Source organism: Lactococcus sp. S-13, from assembly GCF_004210295.1.
In the GTDB taxonomy this organism is placed as follows: domain Bacteria; phylum Bacillota; class Bacilli; order Lactobacillales; family Streptococcaceae; genus Lactococcus.
The window spans coordinates 1706268-1732284 of record NZ_SDAK01000001.1; the positions used below are offsets into that span (position 1 = coordinate 1706268).

Genomic DNA, 26017 nt, shown 5'->3' on the forward strand with positions numbered 1-26017 from the left:
TTTTTTATTTATTTAAAATAATTAATTCCCATGGCGTCTTTTACCTCGTCAAGGGTTGCAGCAGCCACAGCTTCAGCTTTGAGGCAACCAGCTTTGAGCATATCATAGACGTAGTCTATGCTCTTCGCGAATTCAATGCGTCGCTCGCGGATTGGCGACAGCTCGCGGTCGAGAACTTCCAGCAAGTAGCGCTTGGTCTTGACATCGCCCAAGCCGCCCGCTTGATATTGCGCCTTCATCTCAGCGATAGTGTCCGCATCTTCGGGTTTGCCGAAAACGTCAAGATAATGGAAGACCATGTTGCCCTCGATTTTGCCGGGGTCTTCGACCTTGATGTGGTCGGGGTCAGTGTACATGGACATGACTTTTTTCTTGAGCGTGTCCATGTCGTCAGCTAAGAAAATGCCGTTGCCCAGCGATTTGGACATTTTAGCATTGCCATCAAGTCCCGGCAGGCGACCAGCCGCTTCATTTTCAGGGTAAATGCCTTCTGGTTCCACCAAAACGTCCGTCTTGTAGGCATTGTTGAAAGTCCGCACGATTTCACGCGTTTGCTCAATCATAGGTTTTTGGTCGTTTCCTACAGGCACGTGAGTAGCTTTAAAAGCCGTGATGTCCGCCGCTTGTGACACAGGATAAACCAAGAAACCAGCCGGAATCGACTCACCAAAGGCTTTCTGCGCAATTTCAGTTTTAACCGTTGGATTGCGTTCCAATCGAGCTAAAGAAACCAAGTTCATGTAGTACATAGACAACTCAGCCAACTCAGGAATTTGGCTTTGGATAAAAATGGTTGATTTGGCAGGGTCAAGACCAGCCGCCAAGTAGTCCAGCGCCACATCGCCCACAGATTGACGAATGAGTTCAGGTTCTTTAGCGTGGTCAGTCAGCGCCTGTTGGTCAGCCAAGAAAACGAACATATCGTATTTGCCTTCATTTTGCATTTTGACTCGATTTTGCAGGGAGCCAACGTAGTGACCGATGTGCAGCTTGCCAGTAGGACGGTCGCCCGTTAAGATGATTGGTTTTGTCATAAGATTCTCCTTTTTCTTATCTATTTAATTTTGTAGTCAGCTGCGAATGAAGCGTGGTCCCCTACGCTTTTTAAGCCTTGCGCAGCGCAATGACTAGATTTTCAAGTATCAAAAAAGCCCGCGACTTTATACAAAGTCAACGGGCGCTTATGGCGCGGTACCACCGTTATTTTTCACTTTTAAGCTTTTTTGAAAAGCAATTTTATCAGGCCCAATTTTCGTGATTGCGGTCTGTTGACTCGCACTCCCGTCAACTCTCTGTAAATCTGGCAAAAACTACTTTTCTGATAAGGTTATTTTAGCCTTATTTCCAAAAATTGTCAACTCAAATTTGCCAAGGCACTTTCTGCGGCGATTCGGCCAAAGGTAAAGATGTCGGTCAGTGAATTTCCGCCCAGACGATTTCCCGCGTGAATACCACCAGCCACTTCGCCAGCGGCAAAGAGTCCAGCAATGACTTGACCTTCAGTGTTAATGACTTGGGCGCTAGTATTGATTTTCAGACCACCCATAGTGTGGTGAACGGCTGGTTTACGCGGAGTGGCATAAAATGGCGCCACTTGGCATTTCAAATCAAAGGCAGACTTACCAAAGTCTGGGTCAACCCCAGCGTCAACGTAAGCATTATATTTTTCAATGGTTTCAATCAACACGCTAGGCTCGATATTGATTTGCTCCGCCAATTCTTCCAAGCTGTCAGCACGGAAAAGTGTGCCAGCAGCCACTTGTGCGTCCAGACTTTCTTGGGTAGTATTGTAGGCCGTTTCCTTGATTTTATCATCGGCAATCAGATAGAAGAGAGCGCCGTTTTTAATAGCTGCTTGCGACAACTCATCGCGGCTGCCAAATTCATTGACAAAACGTTTGCCGGCTTGGTTGACCATGATGAAGTTAGCGGGCGGTGTTTGGACACCCGTGAACAATTCGCCGTTGTCAGGGTCAGCCACGGGCATCATTTGCGTGAAGCCCATACCGACCAAGTCAGCCCCAGCGCTTTGTCCCAGCACAATCCCGTCACCTGTGATAGCGGGCGAGTTGGTAGTTTTGATGTTGTCATCAATTTCTGTCCAATAGCGGTTGTATTTTTGCAACATCTTAGTATTGGCCCCGAAACCACCAGAAGCCAAGATAACTGCTTCCGCATGAATATTGAGTTTTTGACCAGTGACCGTGTTTGCGACCACCCCAGTAACTTGACCATTTTCATCCATCAGCAATTCTTTAGCCGCTGTTTCAGTCAAAAGTTCAGCACCATTTTGCAGGACGTAGTCTTTGAGAGCGCTGATAAAGCCAAAGCCCATGGGTTTGACAGGCTTGTGACCACGGCGCCAGAGGGCACCAACAGGCATAGTCACGTCAGAATAGTCAAATTCGACACCGATTTTTTCCAGCCATTTTTGAGATTCCAAGGCATGGTCGGTCAAGATTTTGACCAAGTCATAGTTGCCGTGGATTTCATGTCCTTGCAGGTCTTTGCGTTTGCCGCCCAGGTAAGTTTGAATGCGGTAGAAGATGGTCGAGTCAAAGAGGAAATCTTGGTCAGCTTGTCTAGCTTTGACATAGTCTGCCACTTGAGTTTTGAAAATCGCAAAGTCTGCACGATATTCTGGGTCAATTTGATTTTCATCAATAGCGGCCAGTTTTTGCAGGGTTTCTTCTTCGCCGTGCAGGGCTTTGAAAGTCTTTTGCCAGTCTGGATCTGCGGCATTCATTGGTCCACCAGCGCGCAAGGTATTGCCGCCGACAGCTGGGAATTTTTCCAAAATCGTCACTTTTTTGCCAGCTTGCAGAAGTCTTGCGGCTGCGGTCAATCCAGCACCACCAGCTCCGACAACCACTACATCAGTGGTAAGTTCCTTGCTTTCAACTTTGGCAGCAGGGTTATTTTTAGGACGTTTGCGCAGAGCGTCTGGGTTGGCGCCTGCCATTTTGACAGCTTTTGCCACCCCGTCCAGCACGCCGTTAGTGGTGATAGAAGCGCCTGCCACGGCATCAATGTTGAGGGTTTGATTTTCGATGATTTGGATTGGCACACGCTCAAAGACGATGTCGGCAATGCCTTCAGTTTCACCCTTGCTGTCAATGTCGATTTTTTCGATACGATTTTCAGACAGAGTGACGGTCATTGGCAGAGCACCGTTGTGTCCCAGTGCTGTGACTTCATAGTCGCCTGGCTCGTAGTTCATTTCTTCGGGAATAGCCAGCTGAGCTGCGATGCCTGCAAAGCGGATAAATTGGTTGAAGCAAGATTCTAAGAAATTGATGGTGCCCTCAGATTTGAGTTGGTCATTTTCATCAAAGGCTTGGTTGGCTTGACCCAGCAAAAATTCGTAGCCTGGCATGACTAAAGCATTGACACCGGGGGCGTCGAGGATTTGGCGCAGGTGGAGTTGGGCGCGTGACGAGCCTTGAAGGTCCAGAGAAGCGCCGACAATCATGACGGGTTTGTTTTCAAAGGGGTGCAGGTTGAAAGACAGCCATTCCAGCACACTTTTCAGGCTCGAAGGGATGGAGTGGTTGTGTTCTGGCGTGGCCATGATGACTCCATCAGCGGCCAAAATCTTGTCATTGAGGGCTTGAATGAGTGGGTGATTAGATTGGTCATCCGTTTCGTTGAACATGGGAATGCCTGTGATGTCTAGGACTTCGATGTCGGCTTTATCTGCAAAATGGCTTTGCATGAATTTCAATAATTTGCGGTTGTAGGATTTTTTAGCGTTGGTTCCAACGATGGCAACGAATTTCATTTGGCTTGGCCTCCTTGATTTTCTACTTCCCAGCTGAAAGATTTGTTGGCTGCGGTACGATTGGGATATTTTTGGAGCAGTTCATTGACCAAAGGCACGAAGTCGCAAAATTCAGCGAAGCTTTCTTCTAATTCTTTGACTTTGGCAGTATCAAGCAGGTCATTATTTTCATCAAGGACTTGTGCAGAATGTCCCAAGAGAAACTCGGTGCCGGGCATGACGCGGGCTTTAAGCTCAGGTGCATCAAGGATTTGGCGCAGGTGAGCTTGAGCGCGGGAAGTTCCCAGCGAACCCAGAGAGCTGCCTACAATCATGACGGGTTTGTCAATCAGTGGGCGCGTGGTGTAAGACAGCCACTCCAGCGCACTTTTGAGGACGGCAGGAATGCTGTGGTCGTATTCGGGTGTGGCTATGATAATGCCGTCAGCGGCTGCGATTTTGTCAGAAAAGGCTTGGACGGCAGCAGGAATATGGTGGTCTTCTGGCTCGTCAAAGGCAGGCAGGTCTTTGATTTCTTGGACTTCGATGTCGGCTTGAGTTTTGAAGTGTTTTTGCATGAATTGCAAGAGTTTGCGGTTGGTTGAACGGTCTGAGTTGGTCCCAACGATGGCAAGGAATTTCATGATTTTGTCTCTTTCTTGGTTTTTTGTTCAATTATTAACAATATAATATAAGTATAATACTTCACAAGCTTTTAGTGAAATACTTTTTTGCTTATAGCTTGATAAGTAATTTGTTATAATGGGGGGATGGAGGTTTGGTAGTATGGCAGGTTCAGTGGATTTATTGCATTATTTGGATACGCTTTTGAAGGTGGGGAATTTTACTAAGGCGGCGCAGCAGCTTTATATTTCGCAGCCTTATCTGACGCAGGTCATCAAGCGCTGCGAGCAGGAATTGGGGGTGGCTATTGTCAATCGTGCCAGCAGTCCCTTGCAGTTGACGGCGGCGGGTGAGCTTTATTATCATCATCTGAAAGAATTGGAGCTGGCGCAGGACGATTTTAAAAAACAGCTTTATCCTTTTACCTTACAAAATGGGCAACTTTTACGGATTGGGATTTTAGGAACATTGGGGCAGGATTTACTGCCACGATTTTTACCCGAATTTTTGCAGGAACACCCTGAAGTCAAGGTGGAGTTAGTAGAGGATTTTGCAGATAATAATGAAAAAAATGCGATTTCTGGAACTATTGATTTTTTTATCGGCCAAAATTCAGAAACCGTTTCTCAGGCTCTGAAAGTTGAGAGTTCGGTTAATTTTGGTTACATAGCGGTCATTCCTCAATGCTCTGAGCTATATCAAGTGGGGCAAGAGTTTTTGCTAGAAGAACAATTTGAACTATCAACTTTCTTACAGGAGAGGTTAGTTTTGACAAGTAAAGGTTCTTCGGTGCGGCGCAATATTAATTTTCTCTTTGATAAGTATTCACTTATACCACAAATTGTATTGGAAACGCAAAATTTGTTGACCGCTTTTCATTCTGCCAAGGCAGGACTTGCGGGAACGATTGTTCCAGAAACCATGATAAAAGATGAAAAAGTTCAGAATTACAATCTTTTCAAACTTTCACAACACCTGATTTCGGCAAACTTTTTCATTGCTTATCAATCGGATAGGAGATTGAGTTCGCTCGAGCGGGATTTGGTGGATTTATTTTTGAAACGATTAGCTTAGGATTTTAAGAAAGTGCAATTCAAATTCTTGCATTCATTTTCTTAAAGGATTATACTGAAAATGTAAAAATCATTTGACAAGAAAATTGACTATTTTGGGAAGAGTCAATTGAAAAGGAGATTAAAATTATGGCAAATACATCATCAGCTTCAGCACATTGGGAAGATACACTTGAAGAAGGCTTTGGGACTATTTCTGCTGAATCTTCACAGCTTTTTACAGAAGCGCCTTATAATTTTAAGGCCCGTGCTGAAAGTCAAGTTCACATCACAACGCCTGAAGAACTCCTGGGTGCAGCGCACGCAGCTTGTTTTTCGCAAGCTATGGCACTTTTTCTTGGACAAAAAAATTTGGTGGCAAAATCAATCGACACAAGAGCTGACGTGACTTTTGATGTGGTGGATGGTGCTCCAACAGTTGCCAAAATTCATTTGACGAATGTCAGCAATATTCCTGGAATGTCCGAAGCTGATTTTGCTCAATTGGCTGAATTTACCAAGAACAATTGCCCTGTATCCCGCGCACTTGCAGGAGTCCAAGAGATTACTTTGGACGCAAAATTAGCTTAAAGATAAGTTGATGTATTTTAAAAAAGGAAAAAGTGAACGATTCAGTTCACTTTTTTGTTATAATTTGCTTATCAAAAGGAGGTCGGCTGATGACAATTAAAATGTGTACGAATCTTTATGTTCAAAATGTTAAAACTGAAGGTGAATTTTTTAAGACTATTGGTTTTGTGGAAATGGCACGACAAAAGAATGGTGAAACTGAAACGCTCATTTTTGCACCAACCGCTGCTGGAAATGCTCGCTTACAAATTTGGGATATTGAGTTTATTCGTCAAGTGAGTCCCGAAGTTGCCGAGCAAAAGCCATCAATTTTATTTGAAGTCTCGGACATTCAAGATTGGCATGAAAAAGTGGTTGCTCAGGGTGGTTTTACAAGTGATTTGCAAGAAATGGGTGGGAAATTGACTTTTAATTTTCAAAGTCCTAATGGTTTGTATTTTGCTTTTATGGAAGAGTAAAATATGTGCTGTTTTTGCTAGAGAATTTGCTGACGTAATTTCCGTCAGTAATTTTTTGTGCAAAAAGTCTTATTTTTGTTATCAGCACTTATCTACTGACGCTTACCAACAGCGCTGAAATAGATTAAGAGTTTTTCGTCAGTAAAATTTCTCAGAGAAAATACTGACGCAAATTTTTTTGAATAATTTCTTGAAGTAAAATAGAAAAAAGCTCGAAAATCGAGCTTTTTATTTATCAAGTGCCTCAAAATGTTTGACCAATTTTCCAGAAACGTCAGATTCTATCATTTTGTGGATTTGCTTCAAAGCAGAAGCAATGGCAAATTCACTAGAATTGCCGTGAGCCTTGACTACAGGTGCTTTGAGGCCAACGAAAGCCGCTCCTCCGGCTGCGTCTGTACTCATCAAGTCTTTCAAACCAGAAAGGGATTTTTTAATGAGCGCACCACCAATTTTTGTGGTTAAACTGCCTTCCATAATCGCTGTTTTAATCTGTTTCATTAGTACACTTGCAGTACCCTCTACTGCTTTGAGAATAGCGTTTCCCGTGAAACCGTCAGCTACGACAACATCTGCACCACCTGTCAAAATATCTCGTGCTTCGATGTTGCCAATAAAGTTAATTTCGGGCATTGCTACCAGAAGTTCATGAGCTTCTTTGACTGTTGGGGAACCTTTAGATTCTTCAGAACCATTAGAAATCAATGCTACTCGTGGTTTTTCAATTCCTCGAACATTTTCAGCATAATAAGAGCCAAGAACCGCAAAATCCACCAAATGCTGAGCAGTATTTTCAGTATTTGCACCAAGATCAAGCATATCAAATCCCCGACCATCAACCGTTGGTAAAGTTGACATCAAAGCTGGACGCGACACTTGCTTAATTCGCTTTACCAAAAGCAACCCAGCAGTCAAAAGTGCCCCAGTAGAGCCAGCGGACAAGACCGCATCGGCTTCTCCTTTTTTCACAGCAGTCACAGCCCGAACGAGCGAACTATCCTTTTTCGCCTTGATTGCTGTCACTGGATCATCATGGAAATCAATCACTTCACTTGTTGCAATAATTTCAACATTTACTTCATTATCTAAAAACTCTCGAATTTTAGTTGCATCTCCATAAAGCTGAAAAGTTACATCAGAAAGTTCTTTTTTTGCAAGATTTACACCCTTAACAATATTTTCGGGAGCAAAATCTCCTCCCATCGCATCAATTGCAATTTTCATATTTTTCTCCAAATCAAATTAGATATCAGTAAAATTATAACAAAAAAAGTGACAAGAGCGTCACTTTTAATTATTTTCTGAGATTAGTTTTTCGATTTCTATGCCAATCCTTTTGACAATTCCTGTAACTAAAGCATTCCCCATGAAAAAATATCGCATTTTATCAGAGACTTCTTTAACCTCTCCGTCAACAAGCTTATACCTTGTCCATTCTTCTGGAAAATCTTGTAACAATTCTGCTTCAATAGGAGTTAAGAGTCGATAACCTTGCTCAGTCTTTAAAAGGTGAGTTGAACGATTGATAGAACTCACTGTACGAGCGGGGAGATTGAGATTATCATGAGGGACTCATGCCACCTTCGGAGTAAATCCAAGTGTGACCGTCGGAAGTGTTTCGTTCAAACTTTTTTGCTTCACGTAGGTATTCAAATTTTTTTCCTCATCAGTGATGAGATATTTGTCAGCTTATTTTCTAAAAATCTCCTGCCGATGATAAATCAGATAGCGCCCCTGTCGCTCATCAACATTCAAATTCATGGCCTTTCCAAGTAACAACTTGTCGTAATCTTTCGGGTTAATCTGGCTTGAAATTTTCAAAATTCCTTGTTCATCAAAGCTAATCAATCCTTTGTCAAACAAGACGTCGTGATTGGCGCAAAGCAGAAAGCCGTTTGATAAATCCAGACGCTCTTGATTTGTTGATTTAGCCCAAGGTTTGATATGGCTGGCACGCAGCAACTCTGTGTAGGGGATGTGACACAATAAACAATCCCTATCACGTCTGATAATTCCACGCCTAAAGTCTGACTGACCAATTCTTGACAGCACGGTTCGCTCGATTTCAGTCTTGACCTGCTCATCAATGAGTTTATCTTCCACCAAATCTTTCACAAATAACCTTGAAAGATAAAAATCGCTTGCCAAAAATTCAGAATACCGACCAAGTGCGGCTGAAAAACTTTTCTGAGTTGAATGCTGGTTGATAGTATCAAAATTTTTGTCCACTCTTATCTTGACTTCGGCGATGCGAAACGAATTGGCATCATCAATATTAAACAAATTGATTTTCAAGTCATCATTTTCTTGAAGGTCGAAGGCTAAAGATTTCAAATTATCCGCATAAATCTTTATCCAGCTTGGATTGTAAGACCTTTTCTTCAAAACCGCCCATTCCAGAAAATCTTCTTTGGAAACATATTTTTCCTGGCTCTCTTGCATCTCAGACAAATATTTTTCATATTTTTTCAATAGTGCTTGATAGCTGCCATTATTTGATTTATTGAATTTGTCATAGCGTTCATTTTGTCGAATTTGGTTGAAGAAATTTTGGAACTCGCTCAGGATTTTATAGTTGAAAATATCGAGTTCAAAATCCACGTTTGAGAAGGTCGTAAAAGATTTCTTGAGGGCAGCAATATAGCTCTCCAAGGTTGAAGCCTTTATCGTTGGGTGAATTGGCGAACTCATCCATTCAACAAATAGATGCTCTCTTTCAATTTTGTTCATTTTGTCCTCCAAATTTCTTGCCACGTCTTGATTTATCTCTATTTTATCACATCTACAAAAAGATATATAAAATTCGTCAGATCTAAGCTTTATTTAGATCTCGATCGGTAAAATACCTTCATGAAAACAAAGTCAATTATAAAGAAGGTTCATGAAGTGGCAGAATATGGACTAGACAGCATTTTTACTAGCAGATTAAGCCGTTATATTGGCTTGTCAATTTCTAAAATTCAAATAGAACTGAGCTGTAAAGGCAGTGGAAATCCATTTGTTGATTTCCTAAAGTCAGTTTTTGAATTGAATTGTTCGTTGCAGGAGTCAGAAGAATTTCAGAAATCTGGAATGACTGTTTTTCCTTATAGAATTGACAAGGTGGGGCAACTGTTGGGAGATTTTCCAATTTTTGATAGTGATGAGGAAGATTTTATCGAGCCGTTTGAAGAAAGTAGCTTTTATGAGTCGCTTTATGGACTACTCTACTTTTTTATCATTTTTACTGAAGATAAAAAGAAAAATTGGATTTTAAGAGGTTGGATGATTTGGGGACTTGATGAAGAGGATATAGAAGTTCAAGGTTTAAGTTTTTACTCTAGTCGTTTTGAAGGCTCGAAGAATAAAGTATTTTTTTCTCAAGATATGCAAGTTTATCTGCGAAAAAAAGTGGTTCAAAAAGGATTTAGCAAAAATTTAAAGACAAATTGGCCAAGAAAATTTACTAATTTGGAATAATTTAGGCATTGAGCCAAAGTCTGTCTCTGTTATCAAAAATCAAAAAGAACTTAAAGAAGAATTTAAAATTCAAGAATATAAATTTGCTGATGTCTGTGCTGAAGAAGGCTGGGAAGACTCCGAGCTTCATGAATTTTTAGACAATACGAAGTTTCTTATCTCTGTATGGGAGATGCAGAACAAAAATGATAAAAATTCTATTTTAGTAGGAGCTAAATTTTGGTCAATGCCTGAAAGTGATGTGGAAAAAGAAGTGCGTGAAGTTTACAAGGATACCGTCTTCAAGTTTATATCTGGAGTTGAAATTATATGGACACCGCACAGAAGATTGACCAACTTTATTAAATTTACCTCAGAAATTAAACTTCTGAGTAAGCTGTCTGCAGGGCAAACCTCTTACTCAGAAGTTCATCCTGACGGCAGACATTATTCTGAGAAATTACCCGCTAGGATTAAATGGATTAATTGACCAACAGATAAAATTCAGGAGTACTCTGATTGGTATATGACGAAACAGGCTTGGTGGTTAAATAAAAAATATATGTATGAACAAATTAAAGATATATTTTAATTCCATGAAGCTGTTTAAAAACAGTATATTATTTTCAAGGACATAAAATATAAGAGAAAATACTGACGGATTTATTTCCATCAGTATTTTTCTCTATCAGTAATTTTTCTGTGTCAAAATCTGTTCAATTTCAACTAATACAGCATCCTCGTCATTACTCAAGATGACTTTATCAGCAAGTGCCAAAATTTCAGGGGCAGCATTGCTGACAGCATAAGCAGATCCAGCATATTCAAACATTTCTAAATCGTTCATTTGATCACCAAACACCGCAAGATTTTCGGGTAACCAGTTAAAATGTGCGAGTAAATGGGCTAAACCAGAGGCCTTAGAGATGCCATTAGGTACAATGTCAATACTTGTAAAACCAGTGGTTGTCGCGCGAACAAAATCAAGGCGGTCAGTAACCCACCGCTCACAATCACGTACGTGTTCTTCTGGAAAATTTGTCGTAATTTTAAGCAATTTATCATCGATTTCTGCCAAATCATGAAAAAGCTGACAGTTTGGATAGTAAAGCTTAGCGTGTGCTAGATAATCTTCAGAAACTCCCACAGGATAATATGCTCCTTTGAGTCCAGAAATCAGATAATTTTTTTGTGGACTAAAGGGCATTTCTTGGAGGGCATCAATCAATTCTTGCATTTGAGCAACGCTCAAAGCTTTAGCGAAAAGAACTTCCCCTTTATAAGCAACCACTCCGCCATTTTCAGCCACAAAAGCCATATGCTCCTTGTACTGAGCAAATACCTCAGTCAAACCAAGTAAAGAGCGTCCAGAAGAAGCGGCAAAAAGAAGACCCTTCTCTTGAATCCGTGGAATAAGTTCTGCGAGTTTTTTGTGATTATAAGAATGGTCGTTACGTAAAAAAGTTCCGTCCATATCGGTTGCAAAAAGTTTTAAATCTTTCATCTTAACTCCTAAAATTCATACTGACAGTGCATCGAACAATTAAAAATAAGTTCTGTCAGTAAAAATTACTGACAGAACTTCAATTTACCAATTAGTCAGCCCAAAGTGCTTTGACTTTTTCTTGTACTTCGGCATTTTCCAAGAAATCATCATAAGTTTCACCGATACGGTCAATGACCCCAGATTTACCAAGAACAACGATGTGATTAGCAATAGTATTGATAAACTCATGGTCATGTGAAGCAAAGAGAATAGAACCTTTGAAAGCTTTCAAGCCATCATTAAGGGCAGAAATAGACTCCAAGTCCAAGTGGTTAGTTGGATCATCAAGCACCAGCACATTAGCACGTTGAAGCATCATTTTAGAAAGCATCACGCGCACTTTTTCTCCTCCTGAAAGGACATTCACAGATTTCAGAGATTCTTCCCCTTTGAAGAGCATACGTCCGAGGAAACCACGAAGATAAGTATTGTCATCTTCTTCTTTAGTCAAGACAAATTGGCGAAGCCAATCAAGAATAGAGTCACTTGTGTCAAAGTCTTTCGTATTGTCTTTTGGCAAGTATGAGCGAGAAGTAGTTACGCCCCATTTGATATCGCCAGTCACAGTCCAGTTGTCTTCAACGTCACCCATCAAGGCACGAATGACAGTTGTTTGTTGGATATCATTTTGACCAATAAAGACCGTTTTATCACCAGGTGCTAAAATAAATGAAATATTTTCAACGATAACTTCACCGTCAATAGCAACAGAAAGGTTTTCTACACGCAAAAGATCGTTTCCGATTTCACGTTCTTGTTCAAAACCGACAAATGGATACTTACGTGATGAAGGAACAAATTCTTCAACCTCGATTTTATCCAGCATTTTTTTACGAGAGGTCGCTTGTTTTGATTTAGAAGCATTAGCTGAGAAACGTGCGATAAATTCTTTCAATTCGGCAATCTTTTCTTCAGCTTTACGGTTAGCATCACCTTGTAAGCGAAGGGCAAGCTCAGAAGATTGTTTCCAGAAATCATAGTTCCCTGGGTAAAGTTTGATTTTACCGTAGTCAAGGTCAGCCATATAAGTACACACATTGTTGAGGAAGTGACGGTCATGGGAAACAACGATAACGGTATTTTCAAAGTTAATCAAAAACTCTTCCAACCAAGCAATCGCTTGAATATCCAGTCCATTGGTCGGTTCGTCAAGAAGAAGAACATCTGGTTTACCAAAGAGGGCTTTAGCAAGGAGGACTTTAACGTGTTCTCCAGAAGTTAGATTGGCCATGAGGTCAGCATGTTGCTCAGTTTTAATCCCTAAGTTTTGTAAAAGACGTGCGGCGTCAGATTCGGCTTCGTAACCACCCATTTCACCAAACTCAGCTTCAAGTTCAGCAGCTTTCATGAAGTCGTCGTCTGTTGCGTCAGGATTCATATAAATGGCATTTTTTTCTTGATTGATGGCAAAAAGCTTTTCATTTCCCATCATAACCACATCAAGTGGCGTTTGGTCTTCATAGTCATAATGATTCTGACGAAGAACAGACATCCGTTCGTTCGGGCCCATTGAAATGTGGCCGGTTGTTGGTTGAATTTCACCGTCCAAGATTTTCAAGAAAGTTGATTTACCAGCGCCATTGGCGCCAATCAAGCCGTAACAGTTTCCTGGGGTAAACTTGATGTTGACTTCGTCAAAAAGCTTGCGGTCAGAGAATTGTAACGAAATATCAGATACTGTAAGCATGTTTTTTCCTTTTTTAATGATGAGAAAGATTCTCAATTATTTTTTTGGCTAAAGCGTTCCGACGCTTTTGTACTCAAAACGAGCATTCTGCTCTTATTTTAGCATAAAAATTAGACTTTATAAAGTCTATATTTTTGGAAAGAGCTTTATCAAAGTAATTCGGAAAAAAGAAATGTATTTAGTTTGAGTTTAGTGTGATTTTAGTAAGAATTAAGTGAGTAAATCTATAATATATTTATTCCAATAAAATTTTTCATAAAGTTTACTCCTAAACAAAAGCTGAGCGGCTGGTTACCGCTCAGTTTTTTTATATTTTCAATTAGATTTTAGCTAAAGCTTGCTCCAAATCCGCAATCAAATCTGTCACATCTTCAATACCAACAGAAAGACGAATTGTTGCTTTACTGATTCCAGCGGCAGTCAGTTCTTCGTCGTTGAGTTGTTGGTGCGTGGTCGAAGCAGGGTGGATTGCCAGCGATTTGGTGTCGCCGACATTAGCGAGTAGGGAGAAAATCTCCAGATTGTCAATGAAATCGCGCGCTTTTTGCTGATCTTTTTCTTTCAATTCAAAAGTGAAAATTGAGCCAGCGTCTTTAAAGTAATACTTGGCATAAAGCTTGTGATATTCATTGCTTTCTAGCAACGGATGATGAACCACACCAACTTTTGGATGTTCCGTCAAAAATTCCACGATTTTCTTCGTGTTGGCAATGTGGCGTTCTACACGAAGTGAGAGTGTTTCGAGTCCTTGCAAGAAGAGCCAAGAATGGAAAGGAGATAGAGAAGCTCCAGTGTCACGCAGTAAAATTGCTCGAATACGAGTTACAAAAGCAACCTCCCCTAAGTCTGCAAATTTGATGCCATTGTAGCTTTCGTCTGGTTTGGTAAACTCTGGAAATTTTCCATTTGCCCAATTAAAATTACCGCCGTCAACGATGACTCCACCAATGGAAGTGCCATGTCCACCGATAAATTTAGTTGCCGAATGTACCACAACATTAGCTCCATGTTCAAAAGGTTTGAAAGTCACAGGAGTGGTGAAAGTTGCGTCAACAATGACAGGGATACCGTGTCTCTCAGCAATTTCACTGACGGCGTCGTAATCAATCACGTTATTGCCAGGGTTTCCTAAAGTTTCGTAATAAATGGCTTTGGTCTTTTCATCAATCGCGTCCTCAAAGTTTTGTGGGTCATCTGGATTGACGAATTTGGTCGCGATGCCGTATTTTGACAAAGTGCCAGAAAAAAGATGATAAGTTCCGCCATAAAGCGTGCTAGCTGCAACGATATTATCGCCCACTGTTGTAATGTTTAAAATGGCATAAGTAATAGCAGCTGAGCCAGACGCTACACCGAGTGCTGCGGTTCCACCTTCAAGTGCCGCAATTCGTGCTTCAAAAACATCGTTCGTTGGATTTCCAAGTCTGGAATAAATAGCACCTGGATCTTGTAGGGCAAAACGAGCTTCTGCATGATCAGAGTTGTTGAAAACAAAAGAAGTGGTTTGGTAAAGAGGAACGGCACGCGCTCCTGTAACTGGGTCAGGGGTTTGGCCAGCGTGGACTTGTAAAGTGTCAAATTTATAATTGTGTTCAGTCATATTTTTCTCCTATTTTATATTGAAAGATTTACAGGGTAGGGTTTAAAAATAGTTGTGAATCACATTCGCAGATTATTCGTAAGCATTTCTCGGATCATAACACTCTCCTTTAGGATATAAAGCTTATTATAATTATAGTTTTTTCAGAAAATTCTGGTTATAATATTTTTTAATAAAGAGAATAGAACTTTTTTATAGAGCGGGTTTGAAAGTAAATAAAAAAACAGTTTTATTACTGTTTTTATTTTTTATTTTGTCTTTCAAAATAGCGCATAGCAGCGAGAATGGCTCTACGGAAAACTTGAGGATGCTTGCGTGCAACATTGACCATGAACTTGTCACTAAATGAATGAAGGTAACGTAAGCTTGGTTTAATTTCAGTAGCTGCCTTATAAAAAACTTCGGCTAAATCAGAAGCTTTAGCGCTACTTTTCATGAAACGCTCAAGACCAGACGATACCGAATCAACAAGAGGTTGATAAGGAGAATGTTCACTCAGATTAGCTTTGGAATTGTTTAGGGCAATTGCTCCCCAACTTGACTGTGTACCTCCAGGCTGGACGCAGACAGAGCGGATGCCAAACTGAGAAACTTCAAGATCGAGAACATCACTCCATTGTTGAATTGCAGCTTTCGTGGCATGGTAATAAGCTCCGAGAGGCATATAGCCGTCTCCACCAATTGAAGAGATATTAACAATACGCCCATAGTTTTGTGCACGCATGGTAGGTAAAATGAGCTGTGTCAGCTCCACTGCACCAAAAAAGTTAGTTTCAAATTGCTTGCGAATTTTGTCCATTGAAATTTCTTCAGCAGGACCATATTCTCCATATCCTGCATTGTTGATAAGGACGTCAATATGACCAGCTTGTGTTAAGATTTGTTGAACAAAATCTTGATTTGAAGCTGAGTCAGTCACATCAAGTTTTACAGCGATAATTTTATCTTCGTCTTGAGGGATTTTTTCTACACGACGCGCGCCAGCATAAACTTTCCATCCCCGTTTCGCAAAAAGGAGCGCAGCTTCTAACCCCATTCCATTTGAAGCGCCAGTGATGGCAACAATTTTTTCTGTCATGTTTTGATTTCCTTTCAAAAACTGAAATTTTTAATGAAATAAATGGTGTATTTTTAAAGTAATTATACCACTTCACTGAGATAAATAGTAATAGAATTACTAGTATATGTTATCCTTCTAAATAGAAACTTAAACCAAAAATCAATTTTGGAAGGCGGGCTTATAGATTTAATGAGAAAACAGTATTCTTTAGAATAAATTATTGGTCGTTTAATTGGAATTCATTTTAGAAATAACGTAAAATAGAATTAAGGAGGACGCTTACAATGATGGAAAATTACAAAAAAATTTTAGTGGCTATTGATGGTTCAGAACAAGCTGAGGAGGCCGTACATGAGGCAGTTGCGATTTGTAAATTGAGCAAAGCTCAATTGTTTGTTTTACACGCGACTGATAAAGTGAATTTATATGCAGCGGCAACTCCCATGCCTACTGTTCCAGCTCCGGCTTTACCCATTGCTCCAAATCTTTCTGCTGTTGATGAGAGCATTGAACAAGAAACTCAGGATATTATGAACAGAGCTACAGCTTTAATCGGCCCACAAGTCAATTTTGAAACAGTCAAAGTAGAGGGCTCACCACAAAAAGAGATTGTTGATTTCGCTAAAGATCATGAGATCGATCTGATTGTTATGGGATCCTCAGGTAAGGGTGCACTTGATCGAATGTTGCTCGGATCAACTGCTGTTTATGTGGTAAAACACGCGCCTTGCAATGTGATGATTATTAAATGAGAAGTTTAAATTAGTGAACTCAAGTGCTTTTAGTTCTTGTGTTAATATTTTGTTAGTAAATTCATGCTTTAGACTGCTTGTCTAAGGCTTTTTTGAATACAGACGGTAAGCGCTTCTTGATTAAATTAAAAAGGATAATACATGATTATCCTTTTTAAACAATTTTTTCAAAGCGTTCGATATAAATTAGGGCAAGTGTCATAATAATGGTCAAAATCAGTAAAAGAATATTTTCGGGTAACCAAGAGTTGAACAAATCATGAGCATAACCAAAGCCAATTGGACCAACGGCAGCAAGGAAATAACCTCCCGTTTGTACCATGCCTGATAATTTAGCCGTTTGCTGGGGAGATGAGGACTTCAACGAGAAAGTAGTCATCAGATAAGGAAAAAGTGCTCCAACGGTCAATCCCACAAAGGCGTTAATAAGTAACCAATAGAAAAAGTTTTCTGTTGGAAAGAGGAGTAAGATCAGTGCTAAAATTCCCAGAGTACTGATTCCGCCCATGAGCCATTGTCTTTGTTTGCTGTTAAGGCGAGTTAGAGAAATAGGCAGAAATAGAGCAAAGGGCATCCCGATTAAGGTGTAAACTCCAGCTAGTAAACCTGTCAACTCAGGAGAAACTCCAGCGTCTTGGGCCATTGTCGGAAACCAAGTGACACCAGTGTAAAATAAGAAAGATTGTAAACCGCCGAAAACTAGTAAGACCCAAGCCAATTTATTTTTCCATAAATTGACAGAAGTTGTGGTTTGATTTTTTTCTTTGAGCTGTAATTTATGATTGTTTTTATTGTTGGGTAACCAGAAAATGAGTGTGACAACTAATAAAGCGGTCAAAACTAAAATCAAGGTTCGCCAAGATGAAACCATAACGATAGGGACAGCAATGACTGAAAAAATTGCCATAGAAATTGTCATCGCAGTAGTATAAAATGTTGTGTAGCGACCAATTTGCCCGGGTTTATTAACCAATATTAGAGCTGGTAAGAGCACATTGAGCATGGCAATGGCTGCACCAATCAAAAAAGTACCCAAATAGAGCAAAGGAAGATTAAAAATTCTCACCGCTGAGCCAACAATCATCAAGAAAATAACAGCAGTAAATAGGCGTTCAATCCCTGTGTGCTGAGCGAGCTTGGGAGCTAGAGATGAAAAAATCGCAAACATCAAGAGTGGGATGGTTGTTAAGAGACCTAGTGAACTGACTGGGACATCAAGAGATTTAGCGATATCCGAGAGCACGGGAGTCAAGGTAGTAAATGGAACGCGCAGAATAACACCTAAAAAGGCAATTCCGCCGATCAGCGAAAGTGAAGATTTTGAATTTTGCATGGAGGGTAACTTTCTATTATTACATCGTTTTTTTATTATACCATAGTCACTTATAAAAATAACAAGAAGTCCACCGCTCTCAGTTATGAGAAGAAATAAAAAAATTGCAGTCCGAAGGACTGCAATTCCATATGTTTTAAACCTTATTTAACTTCTTTAAAGATGAAGTATATTTAATTTTAGCCGTTCTAGATAGTGATTTTACAAGGGTTTGAGAGATTTGTTTTTTATAAATTAGAGAGAGGTAGAGAAAAAGGTAGAGAGTCTTTATAGAAGTTTCAAAGATGAAATTTTATCAAGATAAATATTGACAGCTTCAACTTTCTTTTTTGGAGCAAGTTCTGCATAGATATCCATTGTAGTTGAGATAGATTTATGCCCCATTCTGACCTGTAATTCTTTCCAGTTTGCACCAGCATTAAGTAAAATTGATGCATGGGTGTGACGGAAAAGATGAAAACCGTAATTTGGGAGGTTGATACTTTCTAACCGTTTTTTCAGCGTAGCTCTTTCGTTTCTGTCGCACATATAGTTACCATAAATAGTTGGGAAAATTAAAGATGATTGAGGTAGCCTATGTTTTATAAAGTAGCTGTTCATTTCCTTATGAAAGGCCTTAAGTCGAAGTAAGCTGTTTAAAGGAACAGATACACGTCGGAAACCAGAGTCAGTTTTGGTGCTCAACTTACATGTAATGCCCCCTTTAATGTGAAGTTTTTTATTTCCGTTTTTCCATACAAGAGTCTTATTTACGGTTATCTCAGAGCTTTCAAGATCTAGGTCAGAGATAGTTAGAGCTAATAGTTCATTTATTCTTAAGCCAGAGCAGAGTAAAGTATCGCAAATAATTTTAAAGCGCCGATTGCCTCTAGTATTGGGTAATGATTCCAAAAAATTAAGCCACTTTGTTAAATCTTCATCATGTAGCACCATAACACGTTTACTATTTGATTTTGGTTTTGGAGGGATTTTTATTGACTGTACTGGATTTGTTTTTAACCCAAAATGAGTTGTTCCAAAATCAAAAATATCACTTAATTTGTGAATAATAGCACCAAAATCTTTTGTTTTTCCTTTGACAGAACGCTTTTTTCCTGTTTCTAAAGCCCCTTGAGCATTTATAGCTAGTTGATTAGCCCAAGCTTGAATCTCAGAAGATGAAATTTTATCAGGCTTGTATTTTCCGAATTGAGGGATAATATAAGTGTCTAAATATCCTCTTACTCGATTTAAGGTGTTTTCAGAACTAACCCAGTTTTTAAAACTATTAAACCAAAGTTCGGATAACTCTTCAAAATTTTTGACTTGAATCTTTTCTTTTTTTGTTGAGTCATTTTTTTCGAAGTTTAATTTGGCTTGTATCAGATTTCTATCAAGGGCTTTAAGGGTTCGAGCCGTAATTGTAGTCGTAACTTGTTTTCCTGTCTTGATATCTAAGCCAAGATAAGCTCCTTTTAAAGAGTAGGAAATCTCACCGTTAGTTTTAGTTTTCTTGATTACTTTTTTGTTGTTATGAGTAATTTTTTCTATTTTCATTATTGCCTGCTTTCGATTTTGGGTAATTACGAAATTGGCTAAAAAAAGGCTTTCTCTCTTCTTTGAGATAAGCCAATTTTACCATATTTTTGTAGGTTAGTGCGCTAAGAATTTTAATACATCATCTAGAAGGTAAAAAACCGAACGTGTGCCCTCGATAGGAGGTTCTAAACGTTTCAAACCGCTATTTTCCCATGCTCTAAGCGTGTTAGGAGAAATGTCTAGCTGTTTAAGTAGTTCTTTTTGAGTGAGTAATTCTGATGATACTCTTTTATTATTCTTTTCTTGAATAAGTGTAATGAGTAAGTTTAGGAGTCTTTCGATATTTTGAATTGAGAGATCAGTGTTTGGAATCTCAGTTTGTATCATGAGTTTTTCGCCTTTCTGTAAATTTTATGTTACGTTGGTTTTGAAATTTTTTTTAAGTCGTTTTGTCTAGTCGGCTTTTTCTGTCATCTTAGATTTTAAGAAATCAAAATCTTTTTCTGTTTTTGGATATATCCGAGGGAGGAGATGTTGAGCTAAAAGTTTTTCTGTAAATTCTTCTTGATTATCTGTTGAGAAGATTGCTTCTAAGTCAAAGTTAATCTCTTCTTTTTCATAAGCGCTAATGTTTCTTACTTTTGGAGAAAATAAACGTTTGGTTTGTGACAGCTGATAGTAAACACCGCCTTCATAACCTTTTCCTTGTTGTTTCTCTGATAGAATCGTGCAAAAGTTAATTCGTCTGATATATTGGTCTAAAGCTTCGTCTTTAAAAATATTAAAGAATTGTTCTGGAAGCTGTGTATTAGTAATCAATATTAGTCGTGGGACAACTTGCTTATTCGTGAATCGAGCGGACATTCGAGAAGTGTTAATCGGGTCTAAGAGTTTCAACCAGTCCGCTTTGCGTAGCGAATCGGGGCGGATATCGTCTAATAGGATAATATCTTCTCCATAATAGTCGTCAAAAGGATTAGAAGAAGAAGCGGAGTAGATACGACTTTTAAACTTATTTTCTTCCGCATATTCTCGTACTTTTTGAGCAATTGTTCTTGCAAGATAAGATTTTCCGAGGGAGCTTTTTCCTTGAAAGTACATGACCGTCAATTTATATTTTCCTGTGGTTAAATCTTTTAAATTCTTAAATGCTAACCTTTCAGCGTAAGAATCAAAGGCTTGTTTAAACTGTAGCTTGTGATTACTGTAGAGGAGAAATAAATCATCGTCTGCTAAGATATTTTCAAGGAATAGTTCACCTTTTAAAATTTGTTGATTAATTAAATCTAAGCTTTCATCTGTTCGCTTTCTTTTGACTGTGGCACTTTGTTTTTCAAATTTCTTAGCATTGCTTAAAATAAAGTTTGAATAATCAAATGTTCCAAAGGTTTCGACTTCAAGGGGCGGATATTGGTATTTATCGGGTTGTTGCGCATGAGTAAGATAAGCAAGTTGATTTTCTTCAAAATATCTATTTTTATCTTTAGGAAATTCAATATATTGTACCTTAATGCCCAATACTTTAGCAATCCTCGTAATTGTTCTTTTGTCAGAATATTTGCCGTAGAGATGAACGTGAGGAAAAACTAATTCATTCAAATCATTCTTGTCTAAGGAGTGAACGATAAGCGAAATACATTCTAATTTCACTTTATCAGATTCTAATGTTTTAAGTCTTCGATAAATTTCTTCAAAGATGAGTGCTTTATTAGCCTGCCAATCGTCAAAGAGTTCGAGTTTTTCATCTTCCCAATCCCAATATTCTGCTTTTAATTGTTGTTCAAAAACAAATTGTTTAATTCTTTTTTCTTCGATAAAATACACCTCATTTCTAAAAAGTGTCGATGTGACCGTCTAGAATCGTCTATGTGATTTCACATAGACAGTTTCATAGACAGTAAAAAAGTGAGAGTTTATCTATAATTTTGAAATTGATAAAGTGCTGTTAAGTGTTGGTGTGTTTGGGGTTACACCATTTTGTTGACAAGCCCTAAAATGGTGCGCACGTAGAAACTGTCTAGGTAAGCACATTTTTATCTTCTCTAGGGCATGACTTCCAGAGGCTGTTTGGTTCATTCGCCAGCGTTCCCCATGTGGTCTGCCCTACTCGTCTTGTGCTTCGCAGACGTCAGGCATCCCACATGGCTTGTCGCATTCACACATCCTGTGGCAGTCATTCGCCTTTAGATAAAGTGATTTTATCAGTTACGAGTTTAACTCCCCGCCAAGAACTCATTCCCATGTCCCAAAGTAAACGAACTTGTGGATTCGTACATTCAATGACCGCTTCTTTTTCTTCATCTTTGTAATCTTGAAGCTCATCTAGTCCACCATAAACCTCAATTGTGATAGTTTTTAATTGAGAAAGATCAACACCAGCTTGTTCTAATACGAGTGCCGTTCCAGCATCAAGCGCTTGTAAAATAGCTTTGTTTCCATCTTTAGAAAATCGAGCTTTAGAAAAATTCACCATAAATTTTTTCGGAATATCAAAGTTATTTTTATCAAGGTTAACTCCACCGAGTTTTACAGTATTGTCGTTGAGTGTTAATTTATTATTGTTCATTTAAATAGTCCTTTTTTCTTTTTATTATTTTCTTGATAAACTTTAAACTCTTGCGTTAGAGTATCAAGTCCTGTTTTTAGTGATTGATTCTCTTTTTTGAGTGAATCAAACTTTTTGTTTGCTTGTAATCGGTATTTGATAAAAGCTTGTGCTAAGTGATTGTGTTTGCCTTGGATATGTTCTAAGGTCAAAAGTTGTGCATTTCCCCAGACTTCAAAAATTGTTTGTTCTAAACCTTTGGAATCAATTAATTGTGCCATTTTTTGGAAACGTCTCACTTCTTTTGAATCGAAGTCAGGGACTTTTTGAGTCTGATTTCTTCCGATTTGAACTGTTTTTTCTTCAAATTCATATTCTGCCAAATGCTCAATTTGTTTTTTCCAACGCTTGAGAGTAGAAACAGACTTTCCGAGGTCATGAGCTAGGGTCTGAATATCCATATAAATGTTATCCTCTTATATTTAATTTTCAAAGGTCAGTGTGTTATAATCAAGTTATATAATTTTGTAAGTCGTCTTTTTGCCTGGTAGCGAGGACGATTTTTTTATTGGTGGGTCATTCATTTTTAACTCCTTATATGATATAATTTAGTTAAATAATCTAAAAAAGAACTTTTTTAGATTTAAAATCTAACTATAATTGTATTTTAGATTATTAATCTAAAAAAGTCAACTGTTAAATATAAATTTTAGAAAAGAATGAAATATGAACTTTTATGAGCGATTACAAGACCTAGCTAAAAAACAAGGGAAATCATTTAATGAAATTGAACAAGAACTTGGATTAGGTAAAAATACCCTCTATAGCTATAAAAAAAATCAGCCGACTGCCCAGCGTTTGAAGCAATTTTCGGAATATTTTAATGTTTCTATTGACTACCTCTTAGGAAGAGCAGGAGGTAATTATACTCAGTATTTTAATAGTGTTAAAGAAAACGTTCGAGCGAATCGATTAAAAAAAGGATTGACACAAAAGCAATTAGCCAAGCTTATTGGGACATCTGTACGAGATATAGAAGAAATTGAAGATGGGACAAGGTATTTAACTGATGATGCTTTGGTTGAATTAGCACTTGTCTTGGAAGTTCCGATTGAACAATTAATGGTTGATAATCCTGAGGTGTCAAAGACCGTACAGGCAGGTCTGATTTTAGAGAGAATAGATACAAATTTTAGATATGAAACAGCTGTTAATGATATTAATGTTATTGAACTACTCTATAAAAAAGTAAGATTTGAAAAAGAGAAAGATGAGTTATCTGATGAAGATATCGATTTCATTCTAGGAGGAAATACAGAACTTGATAGAGATAGAAAAATAGAACTTATTTCTTTTGAGAATTCTCAATTGATTATTAATGAGATTGAAAGATTAGAAGAAAAAGTAAAAGAAAAATTGAACTTATATGATGAGCTTTTTGGATATTACCAAAGAGGAGAATCCCATAAACAACCTTTGAAAGAACTTTACGATCATAAAAACCCATTTAAATTTTAATAAAAAGTACTGAACGCTTTAAAAATTCAGTACTTTTTATTTTTAATTGTGTTTTTATTAAGTGTCTTATTATATATCATAAGTTTAAATTTATATCTTAATATATCAAAGATATAATTTTTAATCTGAAAATTCACTTCTAAATGATAGGAAAGTATAATATACGAGTAAAAAAGACATTGAGTTTAAATTAATTAATGCGATTAGAAAGTTTGGAGAGAAATCTATTTTTGGCAATTGTTTGAAAATTGTTGTATATTTTTAATCTTAAGAGTATACTGATATCATTAAAGGTTTAAGATAGAGTTAAGGCGATAACTTTCAGGAAAATTTTAATTTTTCTGAAAGTAAAGTTGAAAAACCATACTAAATGATTAAACTTATATCTTTATTTATGCGTAAAATTTCTTGCAGTTTAAAGTTTGAAACCCTTACCTTCACTTGCATTAAAAGATTTTATCTTATATAATGTATTAATATAGTATTGAAAATTAAAAAAAATACCAAAATGGTTTAACTTAAGCAAGTTTTGATTTAGTTTTTCAGAAAATTAAGATTTTTCTTACAAAAGTTAATAAAAAGAGGGATTATATTTATGAATGATTTATTTTACCATCGTCTAAAGGAATTAGTTGAATCAAGTGGTAAATCTGCAAATCAAATAGAGAGGGAATTGGGTTACCCTAGAAATTCTTTGAATAATTATAAGTTGGGAGGAGAACCCTCTGGGACAAGGTTAATAGGACTATCAGAGTATTTTAATGTGTCCCCAAAATATCTGATGGGTATAATTGATGAGCCTAATGACAGTTCTGCAATTAATCTTTTTAAAACTCTAACTCAAGAAGAGAAAAAAGAAATGTTTATAATTTGTCAAAAATGGCTTTTTTTAGAATATCAAATAGAGTTATAACAATAATAAATTTAGGGAGTTTTTCTTATTACTATGATGAAAAAAGGAATTTTTGTAATTACTATAGTGATATCTATAGCATTGATAATTGGAGGTTTTTATAGTTATAATTCTAGGATAAATAATCTTTCAAAAACTAATAAAGGAAAAGAAGTTGTAAAAAATAGCAGTGAAAAAAATCATATAGACCTTACCTATAAAAAGTATTATAAAAATTTACCAAAATCAGTTCAAAATAAAATAGATGATATTTCATCCAAAAATAAAGAAGTTACTTTAACTTGTATTTGGCAATCTGATTCAGTTATTTCTGAACAATTTCAACAAAACTTACAAAAATATTATGGAAATAAGTTTTGGAACATCAAAAATATCACTTACAATGGCGAAACTAGTGAACAATTATTGGCTGAAAAAGTTGAAAACCAAGTATTAGCCACTAATCCTGATATTGTTTTATATGAAGCTCCACTTTTTAATGATAACCAAAACATTGAAGCAACAGCCTCACTGACTAGTAATGAGCAACTTATAACAAATTTGGCTAGTGCAGGAGCGGAGGTAATAGTTCAACCCTCTCCACCGATCTATGGTGGTGTTGTGTACCCCGTACAAGAAGAACAATTTAAACAATCTTTATCTACAAAGTATCCCTATATAGACTACTGGGCTAGTTACCCAGACAAAGATTCTGATGAAATGAAGGGGCTATTTGCTGATGATGGAGTTTATAGAACGCTAAATGATTCGGGGAATAAGATTTGGCTAGATTATATTACTAAATATTTTACAGCAAACTAATTAAGTTATAAATAACAATTATTAAATATTGGAGAAGAAATGCAGGAAACACAGGAACAGACGTTTGATTTAAGAGGGATTTTTAAAATTATTCGCAAAAGGTTAGGTTTAATATTATTTAGTGCTTTAATAGTCACAATATTAGGGAGCATCTACACATTTTTTATAGCCTCCCCAGTTTACACAGCCTCAACTCAACTTGTCGTTAAACTACCAAATTCGGATAATTCAGCAGCCTACGCTGGACAAGTGACCGGGAATATTCAAATGGCGAACACAATTAACCAAGTTATTGTTAGTCCAGTCATTTTAGATAAAGTTCAAAGTAATTTAAATCTATCTGATGACTCTTTCCAAAAACAAGTTACAGCAGCAAATCAAACAAATTCACAAGTTATTACGCTTACTGTTAAATATTCTAATCCGTACATTGCACAAAAGATTGCAGACGAGACTGCTAAAATTTTTAGTTCAGATGCAGCAAAACTATTGAATGTTACTAACGTTAATATTCTATCCAAAGCAAAAGCTCAAACAACACCAATTAGTCCTAAACCTAAATTGTATTTAGCGATATCTGTTATAGCCGGACTAGTTTTAGGTTTAGCCATTGCTTTATTGAAGGAATTGTTTGATAACAAAATTAATAAAGAAGAAGATATTGAAGCTCTGGGGCTCACGGTTCTTGGTGTAACAACCTATGCTCAAATGAGTGATTTTAATAAGAATACAAATAAAAATGGCACGCAATCGGGAACTAAGTCAAGTCCGCCTAGCGACCATGAAGTAAATAGATCATCAAAAAGGAATAAAAGATAGGA

Annotated in this window: 26 protein-coding genes and 2 pseudogenes; 11 read left to right on the forward strand and 17 right to left on the reverse strand. The window is 37.7% G+C overall.

The window, feature by feature from the left end:
- Positions 1-8: 8 nt before the first annotated feature.
- The 3 genes from trpS to EQJ87_RS08500 form a co-directional block, all read right to left on the reverse strand.
- Positions 9-1034, reverse strand: coding sequence for a tryptophan--tRNA ligase (gene trpS / locus EQJ87_RS08490; protein ID WP_130124180.1), 1026 nt, complete (start codon positions 1032-1034; stop codon positions 9-11).
- Between the two features lie 320 nt (positions 1035-1354).
- Positions 1355-3781, reverse strand: a complete 2427-nt coding sequence (locus EQJ87_RS08495) for a flavocytochrome c (RefSeq protein ID WP_130124181.1) — start codon at positions 3779-3781, stop codon at positions 1355-1357.
- On the reverse strand, positions 3778-4404 hold the full coding sequence (locus EQJ87_RS08500) for an NADPH-dependent FMN reductase (RefSeq protein ID WP_130124182.1): 627 nt from the start codon (positions 4402-4404) through the stop codon (positions 3778-3780). The genes EQJ87_RS08495 and EQJ87_RS08500 overlap by 4 nt, the downstream gene beginning before the upstream one ends.
- A gap of 142 nt (positions 4405-4546) precedes the next feature.
- On the opposite strand from EQJ87_RS08500, the gene EQJ87_RS08505 reads away from it, so the two are divergent.
- The 3 genes from EQJ87_RS08505 to EQJ87_RS08515 all read left to right on the forward strand — a co-directional run bounded on the left by EQJ87_RS08505 (position 4547) and on the right by EQJ87_RS08515 (position 6485).
- Complete coding sequence (locus tag EQJ87_RS08505) at positions 4547-5458, forward strand: LysR family transcriptional regulator (RefSeq protein WP_190289065.1); 912 nt, start codon at positions 4547-4549, stop codon at positions 5456-5458.
- 128 nt (positions 5459-5586) lie between these two features.
- Positions 5587-6027 (forward strand): OsmC family peroxiredoxin, encoded by a 441-nt coding sequence (locus EQJ87_RS08510; protein ID WP_130124184.1) that lies wholly within the window; start codon positions 5587-5589, stop codon positions 6025-6027.
- 89 nt (positions 6028-6116) lie between these two features.
- The gene (locus EQJ87_RS08515; protein WP_130124185.1) at positions 6117-6485 is read left to right on the forward strand and encodes a VOC family protein; all 369 of its coding nucleotides are present in this window, start codon (positions 6117-6119) and stop codon (positions 6483-6485) included.
- Positions 6486-6713: 228 nt separating this feature from the next.
- Here EQJ87_RS08515 and plsX read toward each other — a convergent pair whose 3' ends face one another.
- From plsX to EQJ87_RS08530, 3 genes and pseudogenes are all read right to left on the reverse strand, one after another.
- Complete coding sequence (plsX, locus tag EQJ87_RS08520) at positions 6714-7709, reverse strand: phosphate acyltransferase PlsX (RefSeq protein ID WP_130124186.1); 996 nt, start codon at positions 7707-7709, stop codon at positions 6714-6716.
- 66 nt (positions 7710-7775) lie between these two features.
- A pseudogene (locus EQJ87_RS08525) lies at positions 7776-8145 on the reverse strand (DNA cytosine methyltransferase); the annotation flags it as partial.
- Between the two features lie 29 nt (positions 8146-8174).
- The gene (locus tag EQJ87_RS08530) at positions 8175-9215 is read right to left on the reverse strand and encodes an HNH endonuclease (RefSeq protein WP_130124187.1); all 1041 of its coding nucleotides are present in this window, start codon (positions 9213-9215) and stop codon (positions 8175-8177) included.
- Positions 9216-9371: 156 nt separating this feature from the next.
- Here EQJ87_RS08530 and EQJ87_RS08535 point away from each other — a divergent pair, with 156 nt between their 5' ends.
- Positions 9372-9944 (forward strand): PDDEXK family nuclease, encoded by a 573-nt coding sequence (locus EQJ87_RS08535; protein WP_130124188.1) that lies wholly within the window; start codon positions 9372-9374, stop codon positions 9942-9944.
- Positions 9945-10170: 226 nt separating this feature from the next.
- A complete protein-coding gene (locus tag EQJ87_RS08540) occupies positions 10171-10413 on the forward strand; it encodes a hypothetical protein (RefSeq protein WP_130124189.1) in 243 nt (80 codons plus the stop codon).
- A gap of 198 nt (positions 10414-10611) precedes the next feature.
- Here EQJ87_RS08540 and EQJ87_RS08545 read toward each other — a convergent pair whose 3' ends face one another.
- From EQJ87_RS08545 to EQJ87_RS08560, 4 genes are all read right to left on the reverse strand, one after another.
- A complete protein-coding gene (locus tag EQJ87_RS08545; RefSeq protein WP_130124190.1) occupies positions 10612-11427 on the reverse strand; it encodes a Cof-type HAD-IIB family hydrolase in 816 nt (271 codons plus the stop codon).
- Positions 11428-11518: 91 nt separating this feature from the next.
- On the reverse strand, positions 11519-13156 hold the full coding sequence (locus EQJ87_RS08550; protein ID WP_130124191.1) for an ABC-F family ATP-binding cassette domain-containing protein: 1638 nt from the start codon (positions 13154-13156) through the stop codon (positions 11519-11521).
- Positions 13157-13475: 319 nt separating this feature from the next.
- Positions 13476-14756 carry an O-acetylhomoserine aminocarboxypropyltransferase/cysteine synthase family protein gene (locus tag EQJ87_RS08555; RefSeq protein ID WP_130124192.1) on the reverse strand — a complete coding sequence of 427 codons (1281 nt, stop codon included), beginning with the start codon at positions 14754-14756 and terminating at the stop codon, positions 13476-13478.
- A gap of 241 nt (positions 14757-14997) precedes the next feature.
- Positions 14998-15834, reverse strand: a complete 837-nt coding sequence (locus tag EQJ87_RS08560) for an SDR family NAD(P)-dependent oxidoreductase (RefSeq protein WP_130124193.1) — start codon at positions 15832-15834, stop codon at positions 14998-15000.
- Between the two features lie 266 nt (positions 15835-16100).
- On the opposite strand from EQJ87_RS08560, the gene EQJ87_RS08565 reads away from it, so the two are divergent.
- Positions 16101-16568 carry a universal stress protein gene (locus EQJ87_RS08565; protein WP_130124194.1) on the forward strand — a complete coding sequence of 156 codons (468 nt, stop codon included), beginning with the start codon at positions 16101-16103 and terminating at the stop codon, positions 16566-16568.
- Positions 16569-16722: 154 nt separating this feature from the next.
- Here the strand turns inward: EQJ87_RS08565 and EQJ87_RS08570 are convergent, their stop codons facing one another.
- Complete coding sequence (locus tag EQJ87_RS08570; RefSeq protein ID WP_130124195.1) at positions 16723-17901, reverse strand: MFS transporter; 1179 nt, start codon at positions 17899-17901, stop codon at positions 16723-16725.
- Between the two features lie 267 nt (positions 17902-18168).
- A complete protein-coding gene (locus EQJ87_RS11725; protein ID WP_223804546.1) occupies positions 18169-18834 on the reverse strand; it encodes a site-specific integrase in 666 nt (221 codons plus the stop codon).
- Between the two features lie 108 nt (positions 18835-18942).
- Between EQJ87_RS11725 and EQJ87_RS11730 the strand changes: the two genes are divergently transcribed.
- Positions 18943-19005, forward strand: a complete 63-nt coding sequence (locus tag EQJ87_RS11730) for a hypothetical protein (protein WP_223804547.1) — start codon at positions 18943-18945, stop codon at positions 19003-19005.
- A 33-nt stretch (positions 19006-19038) separates the two neighbouring features.
- On the opposite strand, the pseudogene EQJ87_RS11735 reads toward EQJ87_RS11730, so the two are convergent.
- The 5 genes and pseudogenes from EQJ87_RS11735 to EQJ87_RS08595 form a co-directional block, all read right to left on the reverse strand.
- Positions 19039-19437: pseudogene (locus EQJ87_RS11735) on the reverse strand (tyrosine-type recombinase/integrase); the annotation flags it as partial.
- A 96-nt stretch (positions 19438-19533) separates the two neighbouring features.
- Positions 19534-19806, reverse strand: coding sequence for a helix-turn-helix transcriptional regulator (locus EQJ87_RS08580; RefSeq protein WP_130124197.1), 273 nt, complete (start codon positions 19804-19806; stop codon positions 19534-19536).
- 66 nt (positions 19807-19872) lie between these two features.
- A complete protein-coding gene (locus tag EQJ87_RS08585; RefSeq protein WP_130124198.1) occupies positions 19873-21243 on the reverse strand; it encodes a Rep family protein in 1371 nt (456 codons plus the stop codon).
- 349 nt (positions 21244-21592) lie between these two features.
- Positions 21593-21985: a hypothetical protein gene (locus EQJ87_RS08590; protein ID WP_130124199.1), complete on the reverse strand. Its 393-nt coding sequence runs from the start codon at positions 21983-21985 to the stop codon at positions 21593-21595.
- Entirely contained in the window at positions 21982-22425 is a 444-nt protein-coding gene (locus EQJ87_RS08595; protein WP_130124200.1) for a hypothetical protein, read from the reverse strand. Before EQJ87_RS08595 ends, EQJ87_RS08590 begins: the two co-directional genes overlap by 4 nt.
- A 265-nt stretch (positions 22426-22690) precedes the next feature.
- Between EQJ87_RS08595 and EQJ87_RS11570 the strand changes: the two genes are divergently transcribed.
- The 4 genes from EQJ87_RS11570 (at position 22691) to EQJ87_RS08615 (ending at position 26015) form a co-directional block, all read left to right on the forward strand.
- Complete coding sequence (locus EQJ87_RS11570; RefSeq protein WP_081043275.1) at positions 22691-23482, forward strand: helix-turn-helix domain-containing protein; 792 nt, start codon at positions 22691-22693, stop codon at positions 23480-23482.
- 595 nt (positions 23483-24077) lie between these two features.
- Positions 24078-24395, forward strand: a complete 318-nt coding sequence (locus EQJ87_RS08605) for a helix-turn-helix domain-containing protein (protein ID WP_003131262.1) — start codon at positions 24078-24080, stop codon at positions 24393-24395.
- Positions 24396-24428: 33 nt separating this feature from the next.
- Positions 24429-25196, forward strand: a complete 768-nt coding sequence (locus EQJ87_RS08610) for an SGNH/GDSL hydrolase family protein (RefSeq protein WP_130124201.1) — start codon at positions 24429-24431, stop codon at positions 25194-25196.
- A gap of 39 nt (positions 25197-25235) precedes the next feature.
- Positions 25236-26015 (forward strand): Wzz/FepE/Etk N-terminal domain-containing protein, encoded by a 780-nt coding sequence (locus EQJ87_RS08615; protein WP_130124202.1) that lies wholly within the window; start codon positions 25236-25238, stop codon positions 26013-26015.
- The last annotated feature ends 2 nt before the right edge of the window (positions 26016-26017 follow it).

Excerpts from the sequence above, each read along its gene's own strand:
- EQJ87_RS08495 (WP_130124181.1), bottom strand. The coding sequence starts at position 3,781 with ATGAAATTCGTTGCCATCGTTGGAACCAACGCTAAAAAATCCTACAAC.
- EQJ87_RS08615 (WP_130124202.1), top strand. The coding sequence starts at position 25,236 with ATGCAGGAAACACAGGAACAGACGTTTGATTTAAGAGGGATTTTTAAA.
- EQJ87_RS08580 (WP_130124197.1), bottom strand. The coding sequence starts at position 19,806 with ATGATACAAACTGAGATTCCAAACACTGATCTCTCAATTCAAAATATC.
- EQJ87_RS08560 (WP_130124193.1), bottom strand. The coding sequence starts at position 15,834 with ATGACAGAAAAAATTGTTGCCATCACTGGCGCTTCAAATGGAATGGGG.
- EQJ87_RS11570 (WP_081043275.1), top strand. The coding sequence starts at position 22,691 with ATGAACTTTTATGAGCGATTACAAGACCTAGCTAAAAAACAAGGGAAA.
- plsX (WP_130124186.1), bottom strand. The coding sequence starts at position 7,709 with ATGAAAATTGCAATTGATGCGATGGGAGGAGATTTTGCTCCCGAAAAT.
- EQJ87_RS08565 (WP_130124194.1), top strand. The coding sequence starts at position 16,101 with ATGATGGAAAATTACAAAAAAATTTTAGTGGCTATTGATGGTTCAGAA.
- EQJ87_RS08590 (WP_130124199.1), bottom strand. The coding sequence starts at position 21,985 with ATGAACAATAATAAATTAACACTCAACGACAATACTGTAAAACTCGGT.
- EQJ87_RS08515 (WP_130124185.1), top strand. The coding sequence starts at position 6,117 with ATGACAATTAAAATGTGTACGAATCTTTATGTTCAAAATGTTAAAACT.
- EQJ87_RS08555 (WP_130124192.1), bottom strand. The coding sequence starts at position 14,756 with ATGACTGAACACAATTATAAATTTGACACTTTACAAGTCCACGCTGGC.
- EQJ87_RS08605 (WP_003131262.1), top strand. The coding sequence starts at position 24,078 with ATGAATGATTTATTTTACCATCGTCTAAAGGAATTAGTTGAATCAAGT.
- EQJ87_RS08595 (WP_130124200.1), bottom strand. The coding sequence starts at position 22,425 with ATGGATATTCAGACCCTAGCTCATGACCTCGGAAAGTCTGTTTCTACT.
- EQJ87_RS08530 (WP_130124187.1), bottom strand. The coding sequence starts at position 9,215 with ATGAACAAAATTGAAAGAGAGCATCTATTTGTTGAATGGATGAGTTCG.
- EQJ87_RS11725 (WP_223804546.1), bottom strand. The coding sequence starts at position 18,834 with ATGGTGCTACATGATGAAGATTTAACAAAGTGGCTTAATTTTTTGGAA.
- EQJ87_RS08500 (WP_130124182.1), bottom strand. The coding sequence starts at position 4,404 with ATGAAATTCCTTGCCATCGTTGGGACCAACTCAGACCGTTCAACCAAC.
- EQJ87_RS08610 (WP_130124201.1), top strand. The coding sequence starts at position 24,429 with ATGATGAAAAAAGGAATTTTTGTAATTACTATAGTGATATCTATAGCA.
- EQJ87_RS08540 (WP_130124189.1), top strand. The coding sequence starts at position 10,171 with ATGCCTGAAAGTGATGTGGAAAAAGAAGTGCGTGAAGTTTACAAGGAT.
- EQJ87_RS08570 (WP_130124195.1), bottom strand. The coding sequence starts at position 17,901 with ATGCAAAATTCAAAATCTTCACTTTCGCTGATCGGCGGAATTGCCTTT.
- EQJ87_RS08550 (WP_130124191.1), bottom strand. The coding sequence starts at position 13,156 with ATGCTTACAGTATCTGATATTTCGTTACAATTCTCTGACCGCAAGCTT.
- trpS (WP_130124180.1), bottom strand. The coding sequence starts at position 1,034 with ATGACAAAACCAATCATCTTAACGGGCGACCGTCCTACTGGCAAGCTG.
- EQJ87_RS08545 (WP_130124190.1), bottom strand. The coding sequence starts at position 11,427 with ATGAAAGATTTAAAACTTTTTGCAACCGATATGGACGGAACTTTTTTA.
- EQJ87_RS08505 (WP_190289065.1), top strand. The coding sequence starts at position 4,547 with ATGGCAGGTTCAGTGGATTTATTGCATTATTTGGATACGCTTTTGAAG.
- EQJ87_RS08510 (WP_130124184.1), top strand. The coding sequence starts at position 5,587 with ATGGCAAATACATCATCAGCTTCAGCACATTGGGAAGATACACTTGAA.